Genomic DNA, 16,283 nt, shown 5'->3' with positions numbered 1-16,283 from the left:
ATGCCCTACCCTGTGCGGGTGATTCCAGGGAGCGACGTGGCGATCGAGACGCTCGGGCTGCGCAAGGCGTACCGCTCGGTGCGCGGCCGCACCGTGGGCGTCGACGGGCTCGACCTGCGCGTACCGGCCGGCGGCGTGCACGCGCTCCTCGGGCTGGCGGGCTCGGGCAAGACCACGACGCTGCTCCTGCTCACCGGCCTCGCCCACGCGGACGGGGGCGCCATGAAGATCTTCGGCACCCACGTCCCGGACGGCCTGCCCGACCTCGCGGGCCGCATCGGCGCCGTCGTCGGCGACCCCGGGTTCCACGGCCGGGTCAGCGGCCGCCGCAACCTCGCCCTTCTCGCGAGCGCGGCCGGCGTGCCGCGCGCCCGCGTGGACGAGGTGCTCACCCGCGTCGTCCTCGCCGACCGGGCCAAGGCCGCCTACGACACCTACTCGCCCGACGAGGAACGCCGGCTGGCGCTCGCGGCGGCGCTGCTGCGCGACCCTGACCTCCTCGTCGTCGACGACCCGAGCGCCGGCCTCGACGCCGTCGGCACACGGGAGATCCGCCAGGCGCTGCGCCGGCTGGCCGACCAGGGCAAGACCGTGCTGGTCGCGACCGGCGTGCTCACCGAGGCGCAGCAGATCGCGGACACGGTCACGGTGCTCGACGGCGGCCGCATCCTCGCGCAGGGGAGCACCGCCGAGCTCCTGGGCGACGCCCGGGTCAGCGTCCGCGTCGGCGTCGACGAGCCGGGCAAGGCCGCCACGGCCCTGCGGGCCGCGGGCTTCAAGGTCCGGTCCGACGGCGACACGCTGCACGTCGACGACGTCGCCGAGCCGGCCGAGATCTCGCGGGTGCTCGCCAAGCAGAAGCTCTTCGTGGGCGAGCTGGTGCCGCAGCGGGAGGACCTGGCCGCCGTCGTCGGCCGGCTGCGCCCCGTGGTGCCGCCGACGCCCGTGCCGCCGAGCCGCGCCGAGGAGCGGGCGGCGCGCAAGGCCGCCGAACGGAAGGCGGCGGAGCGGAAGAAGGCCGCCGACCAGCGCAAGGCGGACAAGGAGGCGGCCGCGAAGCAGGCGGCGGACGAGGCGAGGGCGACCGAGGAGGCCGCGGCGAAGCAGGCGGCGGCCGACGAGCGGGCCGCGGCGAAGCAGGCGGCGATCGACGAGCGGGCCGCGGCCAAGGAGGCGGCACGCGCGGAGCGGGCGGCCGCGAAGGAGAACCGGAGGTCGGCGGGGCGGTCGGCCGGGCCGGAGGCGACCGGTGCCGGTGATCCGGGTGCGGGCGAGCGGGACGGCGTGGTGAAGGCGGTCGCGAAGGCGAGCGCGGCGACGTCGGGCGCCTCGGTGGTGGTCTCGGCGAAGGCCGGCGGCTCGACGTCGAGCACCTCGAAGCCGGGCGCTCCCAAGCCTGGTGTTCCCAAGGCTGGTGCGCCCAAGCCGGGTGCGCCCAAGCCGGGTGCGCCCAAGGCCGGGGCGCCCAAGCCCGGTGCGTCGGAGGCGACCGGTGCGACGAACGCCGTCCCGAAGACAGCGGCCTCGAAATCTTCCGCCCCGAAGACGGCGGCACCCAAGCCCTCCGCCCCCAAGCCTTCCGCGGTGCAGGGCACGCCCGCGACGTCAGGCAAGCCCGCGACGTCGGGCAAGCCCGCGACGTCGGGCACGGCCGCGGCGTCGGGCAAGCCCGCGACGTCGGGTACGGCCGCGGCGACCGGCGAGGCGCCGGCCGACGCCGACGCGCCGGCCAAGCAGTCGAGGTTCGCCGAGCGGCGTGCGGCGTTCGACGCCAAGGTCGCGGAGAAGCAGGCGGCGGCCGAGGCGCGGATCGCGGAGCGCCAGGCGGCCGCCGATGCGAAGGCGGCCGAGAAGCAGGCGGCGGCGGAGGCCAGGGCGGCAGCGAAGCAGGACAAGGCCGATGCCAGGCAGGACAAGGCGGACGCGCGGCAGGCCAGGATCGACGACCAGGCCGCGCGGAAGCAGGCGGAGCTCGACGCCAAGGAGGCCGCGGCACGGCAGAAGGCGGCCGAGAAGGCCGCGGCGGAGCAGGCACGCGCCGACGCGAAGCAGGCCGCTCTCGACGCCAGGCAGGCCGCGCTCGACGAGAAGGCCACCAGGAAGCAGGAGGCCGCCGACGCCAGGACGGCCCGGCTCGCGCAGCGCAAGGAGGGTGCCAGGGCGCTCCTGGGCCGGCGCGCGGCGGAGACGTCCGGCGGCCGGGACGGGGGTCTTGAGCCGGACGCCCGGGAGGCGGAGGATCGGGAGGCGGAGGATCGGGAACCGGACGACTTCGAGCTGAAGCGGCTCGAGGCGGAGGGACTGGAGCTTGACGACCTCGAGCTGGACGACCTCGGCCCGGACGACCTCGCACCGGACGCGGCCGACCTGGACGCGTCCCGACCGGACGACCCGGAACCGGACGACCCAGAACCCGAAGACTTCGAGCCGGACGACCCCGGACCGGACGAGACCGGACCGGACGACCCCGCCGCACGGAAGCCGGACCCGCGCACCGGCGCGGGCGCGGGGCGGCCCCGCCCCGGACAGCAGGGATCAGGCCGGAACAAGAAGCGTTCGAAGGGAAGGCGATGATGGGCCTGCTGTGGGCCGAGCTGCGCAGGTTCGCCGTGCGGCCGGCGATCCGGTGGATCGCCGTGGCGATGCTCGCGCACGTGGCGCTGGCGGTCGCGGTGACGGCGTTCGAACCGGAGGCGTTCACGCTCGCGGCGATGCTCGACCAGGGGCAGATCTCGTTCTACGCGATGACGTCGGTGTTCCTCGCCTACGTGGCGGGCGTGCTGCTGGTGACCGGGTCCGCGGCGCAGGGCGGGACGCGTGCCCTGCTGACCGTCGAGCCCCGCCGGGGCCGCGTCTACTGGAGCAAGCTGGCGGCGGCCGGGCTGGCCGTGGTGCCCGGCATCGCGGCGGCCTGCGCGCTGCTCGGGTTCGGCATGTACTGGGCGCACGCGCGGGCCGGGATGCTGGGCGGTCCGCCGTCCGACCTGGTGGAGGCGCTGACGTGGAGCGGCGTCCGCGTGGTCGCCCTCGCGGTGTCCGCGGCGGTCGGCGGCGCGGCGCTCGGGGTGCTCGTGCGGCGCTGGTGGGTCGCGGTCGGGCTCGCCGCGGTGTGGTTCGTGGCCGAGGAGCAGGTTGCGCTGAGCGCGTCGTCCGCCGTCCGGGACTGGCTGCCGTTCACCAACGCGGACTCGTGGGTCCGCGGCACGCGGACCGTGCTCGCCGGCGACGGGGTCCTGACCACCCCGTACGTGCACAGCGGGCTCCTCCTGCTCGGCATCACGGTGGTGCTGGCCGTGCTCGGCTCGGTGGTCTTCCGGCATCGGGACGTACGCTGAGCACGGTGGGCCCGTTCCGGTTCTCCCGGGTCTCCCAGCGAGGCCGAGGAGGCCCGGGATCCTGGGGCTCGGTCGGCCTGGTGTCTCGGATCGTGGGACCTTTGGCCCGCTGAGTGACACCGGCGACTTTTCGGCGTAACGTGCGTGACGTGCAGACGATCATTCTTGTAGTACTTCCTGAGCGCGCGGCCTAAGCCCCAGCACAGGCATCGTCCGCGCGCTCACCCTGGCAGTCCTTTCACCAAAGGACCCGGGGTTTTTTTGTTGTCACGAACGCTCGCTTTCGCCCCAGGACGGGGCGCGACGGCAGGAGAACCGCATGACCGGCACACCGACACCCGCACAGATCGCCGCGCGCGCCGAGGCGCGTGACCAGGTGCGCACCGAGCTTCGGTCCCGCGTAGGCGGCAAGGCCGAGCTTGAGAACGCCGCACCGCGCGTCGGGCCGGAGGAGGTGACGGGCGCGCAGTCGATCGTCCGCTCGCTCGAGGAGGTCGGGGCGGAGGTCGTCTTCGGCATTCCCGGCGGCGCGATCCTGCCCACCTACGACCCGCTGATGGACTCCGCCAAGCTCCGCCACATCCTCGTGCGGCACGAGCAGGGCGGCGGCCACGCGGCGTCGGGCTACGCCCACGCGACGGGCCGGGTCGGCGTCACCATGGCGACGTCGGGCCCCGGCGCCACCAACCTGGTGACGCCCATCGCGGACGCCAACATGGACTCGATCCCGATGGTGGCGATCACCGGCCAGGTGGGCGCCTCCGCGATCGGCACCGACGCGTTCCAGGAGGCGGACATCGTCGGCATCACGATGCCGATCACCAAGCACTCCTACCTGGTCACGGACCCGGCCGAGATCCCGCGCACCATCGCGGAGGCGTTCCACATCGCCTCCACCGGGCGGCCGGGGCCGGTGCTCGTGGACATCGCGAAGTCGGCGATGCAGTCGCGCACCACGTTCTCGTGGCCGCAGGAGCTCAACCTGCCGGGCTACCACCCCGTGACCAAGCCGCACTCGAAGCAGATCCGCGAGGCCGCGAAGCTGCTGGCCACGGCTCGCCGGCCGGTGCTGTACGTCGGCGGCGGTGTGATCCGGTCCGGCGCTGCCGACCTGCTGCGCCAGCTCGTGGACCTGTCCGGCGCGCCCGTGGTGACCACGCTGATGGCCCGCGGCGCGGTGCCGGACAGCCACCCGCAGCACCTGGGCATGCCCGGCATGCACGGCACGGTGCCCGCCGTCGCGGCGCTGCAGAAGGCGGACCTCGTGTTCGCGCTCGGCGCCCGGTTCGACGACCGCGTGACCGGCAAGCTGTCGAGCTTCGCGCCGCTGGCCGCGATCATCCACGCGGACATCGACCCCGCCGAGATCGGCAAGAACCGCGAGGCCGACGTCCCGATCGTGGGCGACCTCCGCGAGGTCATCGGCGACCTGCTGCCCGAGCTGGCCAAGGAGCACGAGACGCACGGCAAGCCCGACGTCGAGGGCTGGTGGCATCAGCTCGACGAGTGGCGCCGCACCTACCCCCGCGGCTACACCCAGCCGGAGGACGGCCACCTGTCGCCGCAGCACGTGATCCAGCGACTGGGCGAGCTGACCGGGCCGGACGCGATCTACGTCGCGGGCGTGGGCCAGCACCAGATGTGGGCCGCGCAGTTCATCAGCTACGAGCGGCCCAACACCTGGATCAACTCCGGCGGCCTCGGGACGATGGGCTACTCCATCCCGGCCGCGATGGGCGCCAAGGTCGGCGAGCCGGACCGGACGGTCTGGGCCGTGGACGGCGACGGCTGCTTCCAGATGACCAACCAGGAGCTGGCCACCTGCACGATCAACGACATCCCCATCAAGGTGGCGCTGATCAACAACAGCTCGCTGGGCATGGTGCGGCAGTGGCAGACGCTCTTCTACGAGTCGCGCTACTCCAACACCGACCTGCACACCGGTCACGGCACCATGCGCGTGCCCGACTTCGTGAAGCTCGCCGACGCGTACGGCTGCGAGGGCATCCGCGTCGAGCACGCATCCGACGTCGACGCCGCGATCAAGCGCGCCAACGAGATCGACGACCGGCCCGTGGTCGTGGACTTCACCGTCTCGCGTGACGCGATGGTGTGGCCCATGGTCGCCGCCGGCGTGAGCAACGACGACATCCAGTACGCACGCGGCATCTCGCCGGCGTGGGAGCGAGAGGACTGACCCCCATGTCGAGGCGCACCCTGTCCGTGCTCGTGGAGAACAAGCCCGGCGTGCTCACGCGCGTCGCCGGCCTGTTCGCCCGTCGCGCGTTCAACATCCACTCCCTGGCCGTCGGCCCCACGGAGCACGAGGAGATCTCGCGCATCACCGTGGTGGTCGACGTCGAGGAACACCCCCTGGAACAGGTCACGAAGCAGCTCAACAAGCTCATCCACGTGATCAAGATCGTCGAGCTCGAACCCGAGTCGTCAGTGCACCGCGAGCTGCTGCTCGTCAAGGTGCGGGCCGACGCCGCCACCCGAACCGGGGTGCTGGAAGTCGTCGAGATGTTCCGGGCGCGCGTGGTCGACGTCGTGCCGGACTCCGTGGTCATCGAGGCCACCGGACCAGCGGCGAAGCTCGACTCGCTCCTCGCGGCGCTGGAACCGTACGGCGTCCGTGAGATCGTCAAGTCCGGCACACTGGCCATCGGCCGGGGCGCCCGGTCCATCACCGACCGCGCGTTCGAGCGCGCGGTCAGGTCTGCGTGACCACCAGATCTTCTTTCACACCGATATACCCAACTGAGGAGCAAGAACCGTGGCTGAGCTGTTCTACGACGACGACGCTGACCTGTCGATCATCCAGCAGAAGAAGGTTGCTGTGGTCGGCTACGGCAGCCAGGGCCACGCGCACGCCCTGAACCTGCGTGACTCCGGGGTGCAGGTGACCGTCGGCCTGCGCGAGGGCTCCGCCTCCCGGGCCAAGGCCGAGAACGAGGGCCTCGCCGTCGCGACCGTGCCGGACGCCGTGCGCGACGCCGACGTGGTCGTGATCCTCGCCCCCGACCAGGTGCAGCGGCACCTGTACGCCGAGGACATCGCGCCGAACCTCAAGGAGGGCGCCGCGCTCGTCTTCGGGCACGGCTTCAACGTCCGCTACGGCTACATCAAGCCCGAGGCCGGCCACGACGTGCTCATGGTCGCCCCCAAGGGCCCGGGCCACATCGTGCGCCGCGAGTTCGCCGACGGCCGCGGCGTGCCCGTGATCGTCGCCGTCGAGCAGGACGCGTCCGGCTCCGCCTGGGGCCTGGCCCTCTCGTACGCCAAGGGCATCGGCGGCCTGCGCGCCGGCGGCATCAAGACGACGTTCACCGAGGAGACCGAGACCGACCTGTTCGGTGAGCAGGCCGTGCTGTGCGGCGGCGCCTCGCAGCTGGTCCAGTACGGCTTCGAGACGCTGACCGAGGCCGGCTACCAGCCGGAGGTCGCGTACTTCGAGGTGCTGCACGAGCTCAAGCTGATCGTCGACCTGATGGTCGAGGGCGGCATCGCCAAGCAGCGCTGGTCCGTCTCGGACACCGCCGAGTACGGCGACTACGTCTCCGGCCCGCGCGTCATCGACCCGAGCGTCAAGGAGAACATGAAGGCCGTTCTCTCCGACATCCAGGACGGCACCTTCGCCGCGCGCTTCATCGCGGACCAGGACGCCGGCGCCCCCGAGTTCAAGGAGCTGCGCGCCAAGGGCGAGCAGCACCCGATCGAGGCCACGGGCCGCGAGCTGCGCAAGATGTTCTCGTGGATCAAGCCGGCCGACTCGGACTACGTCGAGGGTTCGGCCGCGCGCTGATCCCGGCGTCGGCACGCTGCCGTAGCGCGTGACAGAGCGGCGCCCCACCCTCCGCACGGAGGGTGGGGCGCCGCTCTCTTGTCCTGCCGTCCTTGGTGCCGGACGGCGGTGGTTGCCCGACGGCGGTCCGGCGTCAGCCCTTGAGCGTCTCGACCCAGTCCTGGTTGTCCGCGAGCCAGGCCTCGACGCCGGCAGCCGGGTCGCCCTCGTGCTCGTTGACGACCTGGTCCTCCAGGCTGCCGTACTGCTCGTCGTCCAGCTTGGCCTTGCCCATCATCTCGGCGACCTCGGGGAACTCCTCGGCGAACCCGAGCGTCGCGATCTCGTGGAGGCCCTCCGCCTCGCCGAGCGCGCCCTTCGGGTCCTCGAGGTCGCGCACCGGGAAGGTGTTGTTGGCCCAGAACGGGCGCCACAGCGTGACGACGATGTCCTCCTCCTTCTGGACGGCCTCGTCGAGGGCGTTCAGCATGGCCGGCGTCGACGACGTCTGCAGCTCCCAGCCGTCCTCGTCCAGGCCGTACTGCGGGATGACCTGCTCCTGCGTGGCCTTCGTCAGGCCCGCGCCCGCCTCGATGCCGACGATCTTGCCGTCGTAGTCGGCGCTCTTCCCGACGAGGTCCTCGATCGACCGGAGCTCGGAGTACTCGGGGACGGCGACGGTCAGCTTGGCGCCGTCGTAGTAGGTGCCGAGGTCCTCCAGGTCGTCGCCGTACTCGTCCATGTAGGCGGCGTGCGTGACCTCGGGCCACGCGGACGGGAAGACGTCGATGTCGCCTTCAGCCAGTCCGGTGTACAGCGGTGCTGCGTCGTTGATCTCCGTGATCTCGACCGTGTACCCGTCCTCCTCGAGGACGTTCTTCCACAGGTAGGCGGTGCTCAGACCGTCCGTCCACGACGGGATGATGCCGAGGGTGATGGTCTTGTCGCTGCTGCCGCCGTCCTCGCTCGAGCCGCATGCCGTGAGGCTGAGGCCCAGGCCGAGGGCCACTGCGGCCGCTCCGATCCGCTTGCCGGTCGTGCCGATCATCGGTGTCCTTCCGTTTCGTATCACTGGGGTTCGTTATGTATGGGTGAGGGGTACTACGTCTTGGGGGAGGTGTCAGGCCGCGCGTGCCGCGTCGGCGGCCGGGCTGCCGGCGGCCGGGGCACTGGTCGCCGGGGTCCGGGTGAACCGGTCGCGCAGCTCGCGCAGGCGGCCGTGACCCGGACGGCGGGAGCCGATCGACGCCGTCAGGCGGTCCAGGAAGATCGCCAGGATCACCACGCTGATGCCGGCGTCGAAGCCGCGGGCGAGGTTGAGGGTCGAGATGGCGCCGACCACCTCGTTGCCCAGGCCGCCGCCGCCGACCAGGCCGGCGATCACGGCCATCGACAGGGCCAGCATGATCACCTGGTTGACGCCGGCCATCACGGTCGGCATGGCCAGCGGGAGCTGGATGTCCTTGAGGATCTGCCGCGGCCCCGCGCCGAAGGCCTGCCCGGCCTCGACGACCTCGCCGTCGACCTGGCGGATGCCGAGCTCGGTGAGCCGGACGGCGGGCGGCAGGGCGAAGATCACCGTGGCGACCAGGGCGCCGGCCACGCCGATGCTGAACAGCTTGAGCACGGGCAGCAGCCAGACCATGCCGGGCATGGTCTGCATGAAGTCCATGACGGGCTTCGCGATGCGGCTGACGACGGGCGAGCGGGCCGCGAGGATGCCCAGCGGGATGCCGAGGACCAGGGCGACGACAGTCGCCACCACCACGAGGGCGAGGGTCTCGACGGCGGGCTCCCACATGTCCATCCCGATGATCAGGACCAGACCGACCAGCGTTCCGACCCCGAGCTTCCAGTTGCGCAGGAGCCAGCCGAGCAGCGCCAGGATGATCGCGAGGACCAGCGGGTCCAGGGCCAGGAGGGGGTCGGCGATCCCGTTGATGGCGCCGGTGATCAGGTCACCGATCACGTCGAAGAGCGCGTCGAAGGTCTGCTTGAACCAGGTGAACCCGGTCTCCAGCCAGGTGCCGACCGGGATGGACGGCACGATCGTCAGGGGGGCGGCGCTCTCAGGCACGGGCGGCCTCCTTGGTCTGGTCGTCCTTGTTGGTCTCGTCGTCCGTGGTCTGGTCGTCGGCGGTCTCGTCGTCGGCCGGCACGGGAGCGTCCGCGACGTCGGGCTCCGCGTGCGCGGCGAGCGCCGAGAGCAGCGTGATGCGCGGGACGACGCCGACGAGCCGTCCGGCGTCGTCGACCACGGCGATGGCCGGGGTCTCGGCCGCCGGGCCGAACAGGTCGGCGAGCGAGGTGTCGGGGGAGACGGCGGCGACGTCCGGCACGGGCCGCAGGAGGCCGGTGAGGTCCTTCTGCTCCAGGTGCCGGCCCACCTCGTCCTCGGTGACGTAGCCCTTGAGGGTGCGGTCACGTCCGGTGACGAACATCGCCGGGATCTGGTGCTCGCGCATCAGCTTGTGCGCGGCGCGCGGTCCCTGCTCCGCGCCGAGGACGGCGGCCGGCGGCTCCATGACGGACGACGCCGTCAGCACGCGGGTGCGGTCGACGTCGGCGACGAACTGCGCAACGTAGTCGTTGGCCGGGTCGGTGAGGATCTCCTCGGCGGTCCCGACCTGGACGATCCGCCCGTTGCGCATCATGGCGATCCGGTCGCCGATGCGCATGGCCTCGTTGAGGTCGTGGGTGATGAAGAGGATCGTCTTGCCGAGCTTCTGCTGCAGCTCGACGAGCTGGTCCTGCATGTCCCGCCGGATCAGGGGGTCCAGCGCGCTGAACGCCTCGTCCATGAGCAGGATGTCGGTGTCCGCGGCGAGCGCGCGGGCCAGGCCGACCCGCTGCTGCATGCCGCCGGACAGCTCGCTCGGCAGGTGGTCGTCCCAGCCGGTCAGCCCGCACAGCTCCAGGGCCTCGTGGGCGCGGGCGCGGCGCTCCTCCTTGCCGACCCCCTGCGTCTCGAGGCCGTAGGCGGCGTTGTCGATGACCGTGCGGTGCGGGAACAGCGCGAAGTGCTGGAACACCATGCTGATCCGCTCGCGCCGCAGGCGGCGCAGGTCCTTGCCGGTAGCGGCGGTGATGTTCTCGCCGTAGAGCTCCACGTGCCCGGAGGTCGGCGGGTGGAGCCCGTTGATCATGCGGATCAGCGTCGACTTGCCGGACCCGGACAGGCCCATGACGACGAAGATCTCGCCCTCCTCCACGGTGAACGACGCGTCGATGACCGCCGGCGTCAGCCCCGCCCGTCTCAGCTCGTCGGTGTCCGCCCCGGCCTCGAGACGTCTGACGCCCTCGCGGCCCTTACGCCCGAACACCTTGTACAGATGGTTTGCCTCGATTGCTGGCACAAAGCCCCTTCTCTTGGCGCGAAAATTTTGGAAAAAGTACGTCAGAACGACGTGAACCGCCGTTCACCAGACCATGAGCGGTCGCATGTATGCAAACTGGGTAAGGGTTCGTTATCGGATCGTTCAGTTTTCGTCATGTGCCGGCGAGGCCTCGTCCGGCCCCTGCCGTTAGGGCAGGATGTCCCCGTGACCCACGACGTGAACCCGCAGGCCGCGGACGACGACGAGCCGGCCTTCGACCCCTCGACCTTCGACCCCGAGTCGGTGCCCGTGGAGGACCAGGAGCTGGCCGCCGAGGTCCTCGACTTCTGGGCGGCCACCCGGCAGTACGCGGGGATGGCGAAGGCGAGCATCGTCGTCGGCCACACCGTGAGCGAGACCGTGCCGCCGCAGGCGTGGTCGTTCGGCGACGAGCCGGAGCTGGCGCAGACGCTCCTCGCGGCGGTCCTGGCGGGGGACAAGACGGCGACGTCGTCGGCCCTGTGGGACTACGACGACGAGGGCGTGCCGCTCCCCGTCGTCGGCGAGCTGTCGATCCTGCTGGACGGCGAGCGTCATCCGCGCGCGCTGATCCGTACCACGAGCGTGGAGACGACCACGTTCGACGAGGTCGACGACGACTTCGCGGCCGCGGAGGGCGAGGACGACCGCACGCTGGAGTCGTGGCGGGCGGGGCACGAGGCGTACTTCCGCCGGACGCTGGGCGAGGGGCGGGAGTTCACGGAGGACATGCCGATCGTGTGCGAGCGGTTCGAGCTGCTGTACCCGAAGCCCTGAGCGGCCTGCCCCGGCCCTGAGGCAGCGGAAGCCCTGAGGCCCTGGGTTCGCGTCCCGTGCGCGACCTGGGTCCGGGTTCCGGCTAGGCCGGGGTGAGGACCAGCCAGGCGAAGCCGACCACACCGCGGTAGCCGCCCAGGTACTCCTCGCGCCGCCGGTCGGCGAAGGCCCGGGCGCCCGGTGTGGCCAGCCGCTCGATGCCGGCCCGCCAGTCCGACTCGAAGTCGTCCCACTCGCCCTGCGTCGAGGTCGCTGCGTGGAGCACGCGGAACCCGGCGTCGGTCGCGATGCGGGCCAGGCCCGCGAGGTCGGGCAGGTTGCCGAAGGCCTCACGGACGACGGCGTCCGGCTCGGCCTCGTAGACGCCGTCGCCGAACAGAAGGTTTCCGTGCGGGTTGGTCAGGCCGTGCAGCGCCTCCAGCGCGGGTGCCGGGCCCTCGCCCCAGATGTGGCTCGCGCCGATGTTCACGACGATGTCCGCCGGGCGGTCCCAGGTGGTCGCGTCCGTGGTGTGGAACGTGACCCGCCGCTCCAGGCCGCGGTGGGCCGCCGTGTTCCGGGCGGCGCCGACGTCGGCGGCGTGGTTGTCGACCCCGTCGCCGTCGAGGCCGTGCCGCTCGCAGAGGCGGAGCAGCAGCTCGCCGGCGCCGCAGCCCAGGTCGAGCACGCGCGAGCTGGTCCGCAGGGGCTGTACACGGTCGATCAGTGCGGCGGCTCTCTGCTCGCCGAGGGGCGAGTTGAAGGTGAGCCCGGTCGCCGCGGCGTCGAAGTACGGGCGGAGGTCCTCGTCGGTGGCGCTCATCGGCCGATTGTGCGGGCGCGCGACGGGTCCCGGCCAAGGCTTTTCGAGGTGTCGGTATCTCGCAGGGCGGGACTTCGCGCGGGTCCAGGCCGCTGGTGAGGTGCCCGCCCTCAGGCATCCACGGTCAGCCGGCGGTCGATGCCGGTCCCGCGCTCCGGGTCGCTCCCGCGCACGTGGATCTCGGTGCTGGTCACGGTGGCGCGGTAGAGGCGCAGCTCGGCGTCGCCGCTGAGCTCGTCGACCCCGTAGGCCCGCACGCCGCTGCGCACCGACGAGAAGGCAGCGGTCACGGCGGCGGGGAGCTCGGCGTCGGGCACCTGGGTGGCCGTGGCGCCGACGTAGACGGCGGCCGTGTCGGGGCCGGGGTCGGCCTGGGAGTTGAAGATGACGATCTCGACCCGGGGCCGGGCGGCGACGTTGCGCGAGTGCTGCGCGGCGGGCGACGAGATCCAGTAGAAGTCGCGGTACGCGGCGTGGTTGTAGAAGACGGGCGAGACGCGCGGTGTGCCGTCCGGCTGGGCCGTGCCGAGGACCATGAAGTGGTTGTCGTCGATGACGCGGTGGGCGATGTCGATGGGCTCCATGGCCGGTGGACGGGTGGCGAGCGGGAAAGTCATCGTGTGCGCCTCGTCGCGGGCTGTGCCGGCGGAGTGTCAGTGGCTCGTCCTACGGTGTGGCACACAGGTTCTGACGAGAGGTGAAGGCGATGGCGCTGCGCTGGTACTCGACCGTGGTGGAGTCCACGGACCACAAGAAGCTGGCCCGCTGGTGGGGCGAGGCCCTGGGCTGGGAGGTCATCTTCGAGCTCGACTCCGAGTCGGTCCTCGTGCCGCCGTGGGCGCTCGAGCTGTCCGACAAGCTCGACTTCCACCAGGTGCCGCCGGGCATGGTGTTCGTCCCGGTCGAGCACCCGAAGACGAGCAAGAACCGCCTGCACTGGGACTTCGCGCCGCACACGAGCGACGACCGGGACGCCGAGATCGCGCGCCTGGTCGAGCTGGGTGCGACGGTGATCGACGTCGGGCAGCCGGCCGATGCGACCTGGACCGTTCTGGCGGACCCGGACGGTAACGAGTTCTGCGTGCTGTCGGCCCGGGACCAGTAGCCCGGGGCGTGCCGGGGCCGGTCGATGAGTTCCGGTCCGTGGGGTCGTCCACCGAGGTATGAACACTCCACCTGTGAACGCCAAGAATCTCGCGGAGCTCTACGACCTCCCGACCCTGGACTGGGCGCCGGTCGCGGCCGACCTGGTCGGGCTCACGCAGGCTCCGGGCACCGGCGGCCCGGACCGGCACTCGCACTGGCTCACCACCGTCAACGCGGACGGCAGCCCGCACGTCACCGGCATCGGCGCCATCTGGTTCGACGACGCCTTCTGGGTGGTGTCGGGCCGTTCGGCGCTCAAGGCCCGGAACCTGGAGCGCGAGCCGCGGTGCACCATCGCGGTGGCGACCGCCGACTATGACACCGTGGTCGACGGCACGGCCGAGCTGGTCACGGACCCGGACGTCGTGGCGAGGGTCTCCCGGCAGCTCAACGACGGCGGCTGGCCGTGCGAGCCGGACGCGTCCGGCACGGCGCTGACCGCTCCCTACAGCGCGCCGTCGGCGGGGCCGGCCCCGTGGCACGTGTACCGCGTGACACCCACCCGGGCGACCGCGCTCTACGTCCGGGAGCAGGGTGGGGCGACGACCTGGACGTTCGACTGAACGAGGTTCCAACAAGTCGTCCATTGGGTGAGACCCGCGTCTCAGCCCGATGGACGCACGCGTAGGCTCCGGACATGGCACAGGTGGGTACGACAGACGGCATCAACCTCGCGGTGGTCGCGGGTGACGGCATCGGTACCGAGGTCGTGGAGCAAGGTCTCTCCGTCCTCGAGGCGGCGCTGGCGCCGTCGGGTACCAAGCTCTCCACGACCGAGTTCGACCTCGGTGCGCGGCGCTGGCACGCGACGGGCGAGACCCTCACCGACGAGGACCTCGGGCGGATCAAGGGGCAGGACGCGATCCTGCTGGGCGCGATCGGCGACCCGTCGGTCCCGAGCGGCGTGCTGGAGCGCGGGCTGCTGCTCAAGCTCCGCTTCGCGCTGGACCACTACGTGAACCTGCGCCCGACCAAGCTCTACGAGGGCGTCTCCAGCCCGCTCGCGAACCCGGGCGAGATCGACTTCGTCGTGGTCCGCGAGGGTACCGAGGGCCCGTACGTCGGCAACGGCGGCGCGCTGCGCGTCGGCACGCCCGCCGAGATCGCGACCGAGGTCAGCGTGAACACCGCGTTCGGCGTCGAGCGCGTGGTCCGGGACGCGTTCGCGCGCGCCGCGGCCCGCCCGCGCAAGCACCTCACGCTGGTGCACAAGCACAACGTGCTGGTGCACGCCGGACACCTGTGGCGCCGTACCGTCGAGGCCGTGAACGCCGAGTTCCCCGACGTCACCACGGACTACGCGCACGTCGACGCCGCGACCATCTACCTGACGACGAACCCGAGCCGGTTCGACGTGATCGTCACGGACAACCTCTTCGGTGACATCCTCACCGACCAGGCCGCCGCGATCTCGGGCGGCATCGGGCTGGCCGCCTCGGCCAACATCAACCCGGACCGCACCGCGCCGTCGATGTTCGAGCCGGTGCACGGCTCCGCGCCCGACATCGCCGGCCAGGGCAAGGCCGACCCCACCGCGACGATCCTGTCCGTCGCCCTGCTGCTCGACCACCTGGGTTTCGCGGCCGAGTCCGCGCGCGTCCAGGACGCCGTTGCCGCCGACCTCGCGTCGCGCGGCGACGTAGTACGCACGACCGACCAGGTAGGCCGCGACATCGCGGCCCGCGTGATCGGGTAGCACGCTTCACGAAGGCGGCGCCCGGGTCTCGCAGACCGATCCCCGGGCGCCGCTCTCGTATGTCGGGAGCCGTCCGGGCAGACGTCCGGCTCGGATCGCTCCGCCGCCTTGCCGGGCGTGGAAGACTGACAGCAGCATTCCGGTGAAAGGCATCGACATGACAACTACGACGGACCCCATCCTCCCGACCAGGCTCGAAGACCTGGTGGCGCTCTTCGACGTGCGGCCCACCGACGCGCCGACGCCGGACGACGAGCGCATCGAGGCGCTCCGCGCCCCGAAGTTCGGGACCAAGTTCTCCGACCACATGGCGCGCATCTCGTGGAGCAGCGCCGACGGCTGGAAGGACCGGCGGATCGAGCAGTACGGTCCGCTGCAGCTCGACCCCGCGACGGCGGTCCTGCACTACGCGCAGGAGATCTTCGAGGGCCTCAAGGCCTACAAGCACGCCGACGGCTCGGTCTGGACGTTCCGCCCCGACCAGAACGCCGCGCGCTTCGCCCGGTCCGCGCACCGTCTCGCCCTGCCCGCCCTGAGCGTCGACGACTTCATCGGGTCGCTCGCGGCCCTGGTCCGCACCGACATCGACTGGGTGCCCGACGGCGAGGACTCGTCCCTCTACCTGCGGCCCTTCATGTACGCGTCGGAGGCGTTCCTCGGGGTGCGCCCGTCGCTCGAGGTCGAGTACCTGGTGATCGCCTCGCCGGTGGGCCCGTACTTCGCGGGCGGCGTGCGGCCCGTGTCGATCTACGTGTCCCAGGAGTACCACCGGGCCGGACCGCCCGGAGGCACCGGCGACGCGAAGTTCGGCGGCAACTACGCCGCCAGCCTGCTGCCTCAGCTCGAGGCGCAGAAGGAGGGCTTCGACCAGGTGTGCTTCCTGGACGCCGCCACCAACACCTACCTCGAGGAGCTCGGCGGCATGAACGTCTTCCTCGTGATGGAGGACGGCACGCTGCACACCCCCGAGCTCGGCTCGATCCTGGAGGGGATCACGCGCAGCTCGGTGCTCCAGCTCGCGGCCGACCGCGGCTACGAGGTGGTGGAGCGGCGCATCCCGCTCGCCGAGGTCGTGGCCGGGCTCGAGTCCGGTGTGGTCAAGGAGTTCTTCGCCTGCGGCACCGCGGCCGTGGTCACGCCCGTGGGGCGCCTCGCGGGCTCGACGTTCGACCACGAGGTCAACGGGGGCGAGCCGGGCGAGCTCACCATGTCGATCCGCCAGGAGCTCACCGACATCCAGTACGGCCGCGCCGAGGACCGGCACGGCTGGATGCGCCGGCTGGCCTGACGTGCCTCGCGGCCGGGCTCGTCGGGGAGGGGAGCCGAAAAGAACGGAGGCCACCATCCACCCCCAAGGAGAAAAAGCGCGTTTCCTAACACAAAAAAA

15 protein-coding genes are annotated in these 16,283 nt (G+C 71.7%); 10 read left to right on the top strand and 5 right to left on the bottom strand.

The window, feature by feature from the left end; all coding sequences use genetic code 11:
* Positions 1-18 precede the first annotated feature (18 nt).
* From ACFV9Q_RS26490 to ilvC, 5 genes are all read left to right on the top strand, one after another.
* Positions 19-2,574: an ATP-binding cassette domain-containing protein gene (locus ACFV9Q_RS26490; protein WP_377236903.1), complete on the top strand. Its 2,556-nt coding sequence runs from the start codon at positions 19-21 to the stop codon at positions 2,572-2,574.
* Entirely contained in the window at positions 2,571-3,335 is a 765-nt protein-coding gene (locus ACFV9Q_RS26485; RefSeq protein WP_377236902.1) for a hypothetical protein, read from the top strand. Before ACFV9Q_RS26490 ends, ACFV9Q_RS26485 begins: the two co-directional genes overlap by 4 nt.
* Before the next feature lie 319 nt (positions 3,336-3,654).
* Positions 3,655-5,532: an acetolactate synthase large subunit gene (locus tag ACFV9Q_RS26480; RefSeq protein WP_377236901.1), complete on the top strand. Its 1,878-nt coding sequence runs from the start codon at positions 3,655-3,657 to the stop codon at positions 5,530-5,532.
* A gap of 5 nt (positions 5,533-5,537) precedes the next feature.
* A complete protein-coding gene (ilvN, locus tag ACFV9Q_RS26475) occupies positions 5,538-6,062 on the top strand; it encodes an acetolactate synthase small subunit (protein WP_377236900.1) in 525 nt (174 codons plus the stop codon).
* Between the two features lie 49 nt (positions 6,063-6,111).
* Positions 6,112-7,140, top strand: coding sequence for a ketol-acid reductoisomerase (gene ilvC, locus ACFV9Q_RS26470; RefSeq protein ID WP_377236899.1), 1,029 nt, complete (start codon positions 6,112-6,114; stop codon positions 7,138-7,140).
* 133 nt (positions 7,141-7,273) lie between these two features.
* Here ilvC and ACFV9Q_RS26465 read toward each other — a convergent pair whose 3' ends face one another.
* The 3 genes from ACFV9Q_RS26465 to ACFV9Q_RS26455 all read right to left on the bottom strand — a co-directional run bounded on the left by ACFV9Q_RS26465 (position 7,274) and on the right by ACFV9Q_RS26455 (position 10,475).
* Positions 7,274-8,167 (bottom strand): glycine betaine ABC transporter substrate-binding protein, encoded by an 894-nt coding sequence (locus ACFV9Q_RS26465; protein ID WP_377236898.1) that lies wholly within the window; start codon positions 8,165-8,167, stop codon positions 7,274-7,276.
* A 72-nt stretch (positions 8,168-8,239) separates the two neighbouring features.
* Positions 8,240-9,196: an ABC transporter permease gene (locus ACFV9Q_RS26460; RefSeq protein ID WP_377236897.1), complete on the bottom strand. Its 957-nt coding sequence runs from the start codon at positions 9,194-9,196 to the stop codon at positions 8,240-8,242.
* Positions 9,189-10,475 (bottom strand): glycine betaine/L-proline ABC transporter ATP-binding protein, encoded by a 1,287-nt coding sequence (locus tag ACFV9Q_RS26455; protein WP_377236896.1) that lies wholly within the window; start codon positions 10,473-10,475, stop codon positions 9,189-9,191. The genes ACFV9Q_RS26460 and ACFV9Q_RS26455 overlap by 8 nt, the downstream gene beginning before the upstream one ends.
* 186 nt (positions 10,476-10,661) lie before the next feature.
* Between ACFV9Q_RS26455 and ACFV9Q_RS26450 the strand changes: the two genes are divergently transcribed.
* Complete coding sequence (locus ACFV9Q_RS26450; protein WP_377236895.1) at positions 10,662-11,252, top strand: ASCH domain-containing protein; 591 nt, start codon at positions 10,662-10,664, stop codon at positions 11,250-11,252.
* Positions 11,253-11,334: 82 nt separating this feature from the next.
* Here the strand turns inward: ACFV9Q_RS26450 and ACFV9Q_RS26445 are convergent, their stop codons facing one another.
* Entirely contained in the window at positions 11,335-12,054 is a 720-nt protein-coding gene (locus tag ACFV9Q_RS26445; protein WP_377236894.1) for a methyltransferase domain-containing protein, read from the bottom strand.
* Positions 12,055-12,164: 110 nt separating this feature from the next.
* Positions 12,165-12,671 (bottom strand): pyridoxamine 5'-phosphate oxidase family protein, encoded by a 507-nt coding sequence (locus ACFV9Q_RS26440; protein WP_377236893.1) that lies wholly within the window; start codon positions 12,669-12,671, stop codon positions 12,165-12,167.
* Between the two features lie 89 nt (positions 12,672-12,760).
* Between ACFV9Q_RS26440 and ACFV9Q_RS26435 the strand changes: the two genes are divergently transcribed.
* The 4 genes from ACFV9Q_RS26435 to ACFV9Q_RS26420 all read left to right on the top strand — a co-directional run bounded on the left by ACFV9Q_RS26435 (position 12,761) and on the right by ACFV9Q_RS26420 (position 16,184).
* Positions 12,761-13,159, top strand: a complete 399-nt coding sequence (locus tag ACFV9Q_RS26435; RefSeq protein ID WP_377236892.1) for a VOC family protein — start codon at positions 12,761-12,763, stop codon at positions 13,157-13,159.
* A 73-nt stretch (positions 13,160-13,232) separates the two neighbouring features.
* The gene (locus ACFV9Q_RS26430) at positions 13,233-13,763 is read left to right on the top strand and encodes a pyridoxamine 5'-phosphate oxidase family protein (RefSeq protein ID WP_377236891.1); all 531 of its coding nucleotides are present in this window, start codon (positions 13,233-13,235) and stop codon (positions 13,761-13,763) included.
* A gap of 74 nt (positions 13,764-13,837) precedes the next feature.
* Positions 13,838-14,896, top strand: coding sequence for a 3-isopropylmalate dehydrogenase (locus tag ACFV9Q_RS26425; RefSeq protein WP_377229446.1), 1,059 nt, complete (start codon positions 13,838-13,840; stop codon positions 14,894-14,896).
* Between the two features lie 157 nt (positions 14,897-15,053).
* On the top strand, positions 15,054-16,184 hold the full coding sequence (locus ACFV9Q_RS26420) for a branched-chain amino acid aminotransferase (RefSeq protein ID WP_377236890.1): 1,131 nt from the start codon (positions 15,054-15,056) through the stop codon (positions 16,182-16,184).
* Positions 16,185-16,283 lie beyond the last annotated feature (99 nt).

The organism is Promicromonospora sp. NPDC059942 (assembly GCF_042731755.1).
Taxonomy (GTDB): Bacteria; Actinomycetota; Actinomycetes; order Actinomycetales; family Cellulomonadaceae; genus Promicromonospora.
The sequence above is the reverse complement of the archived record's forward strand: the minus strand, read 5'-3'. Positions and strand labels throughout refer to the sequence as shown.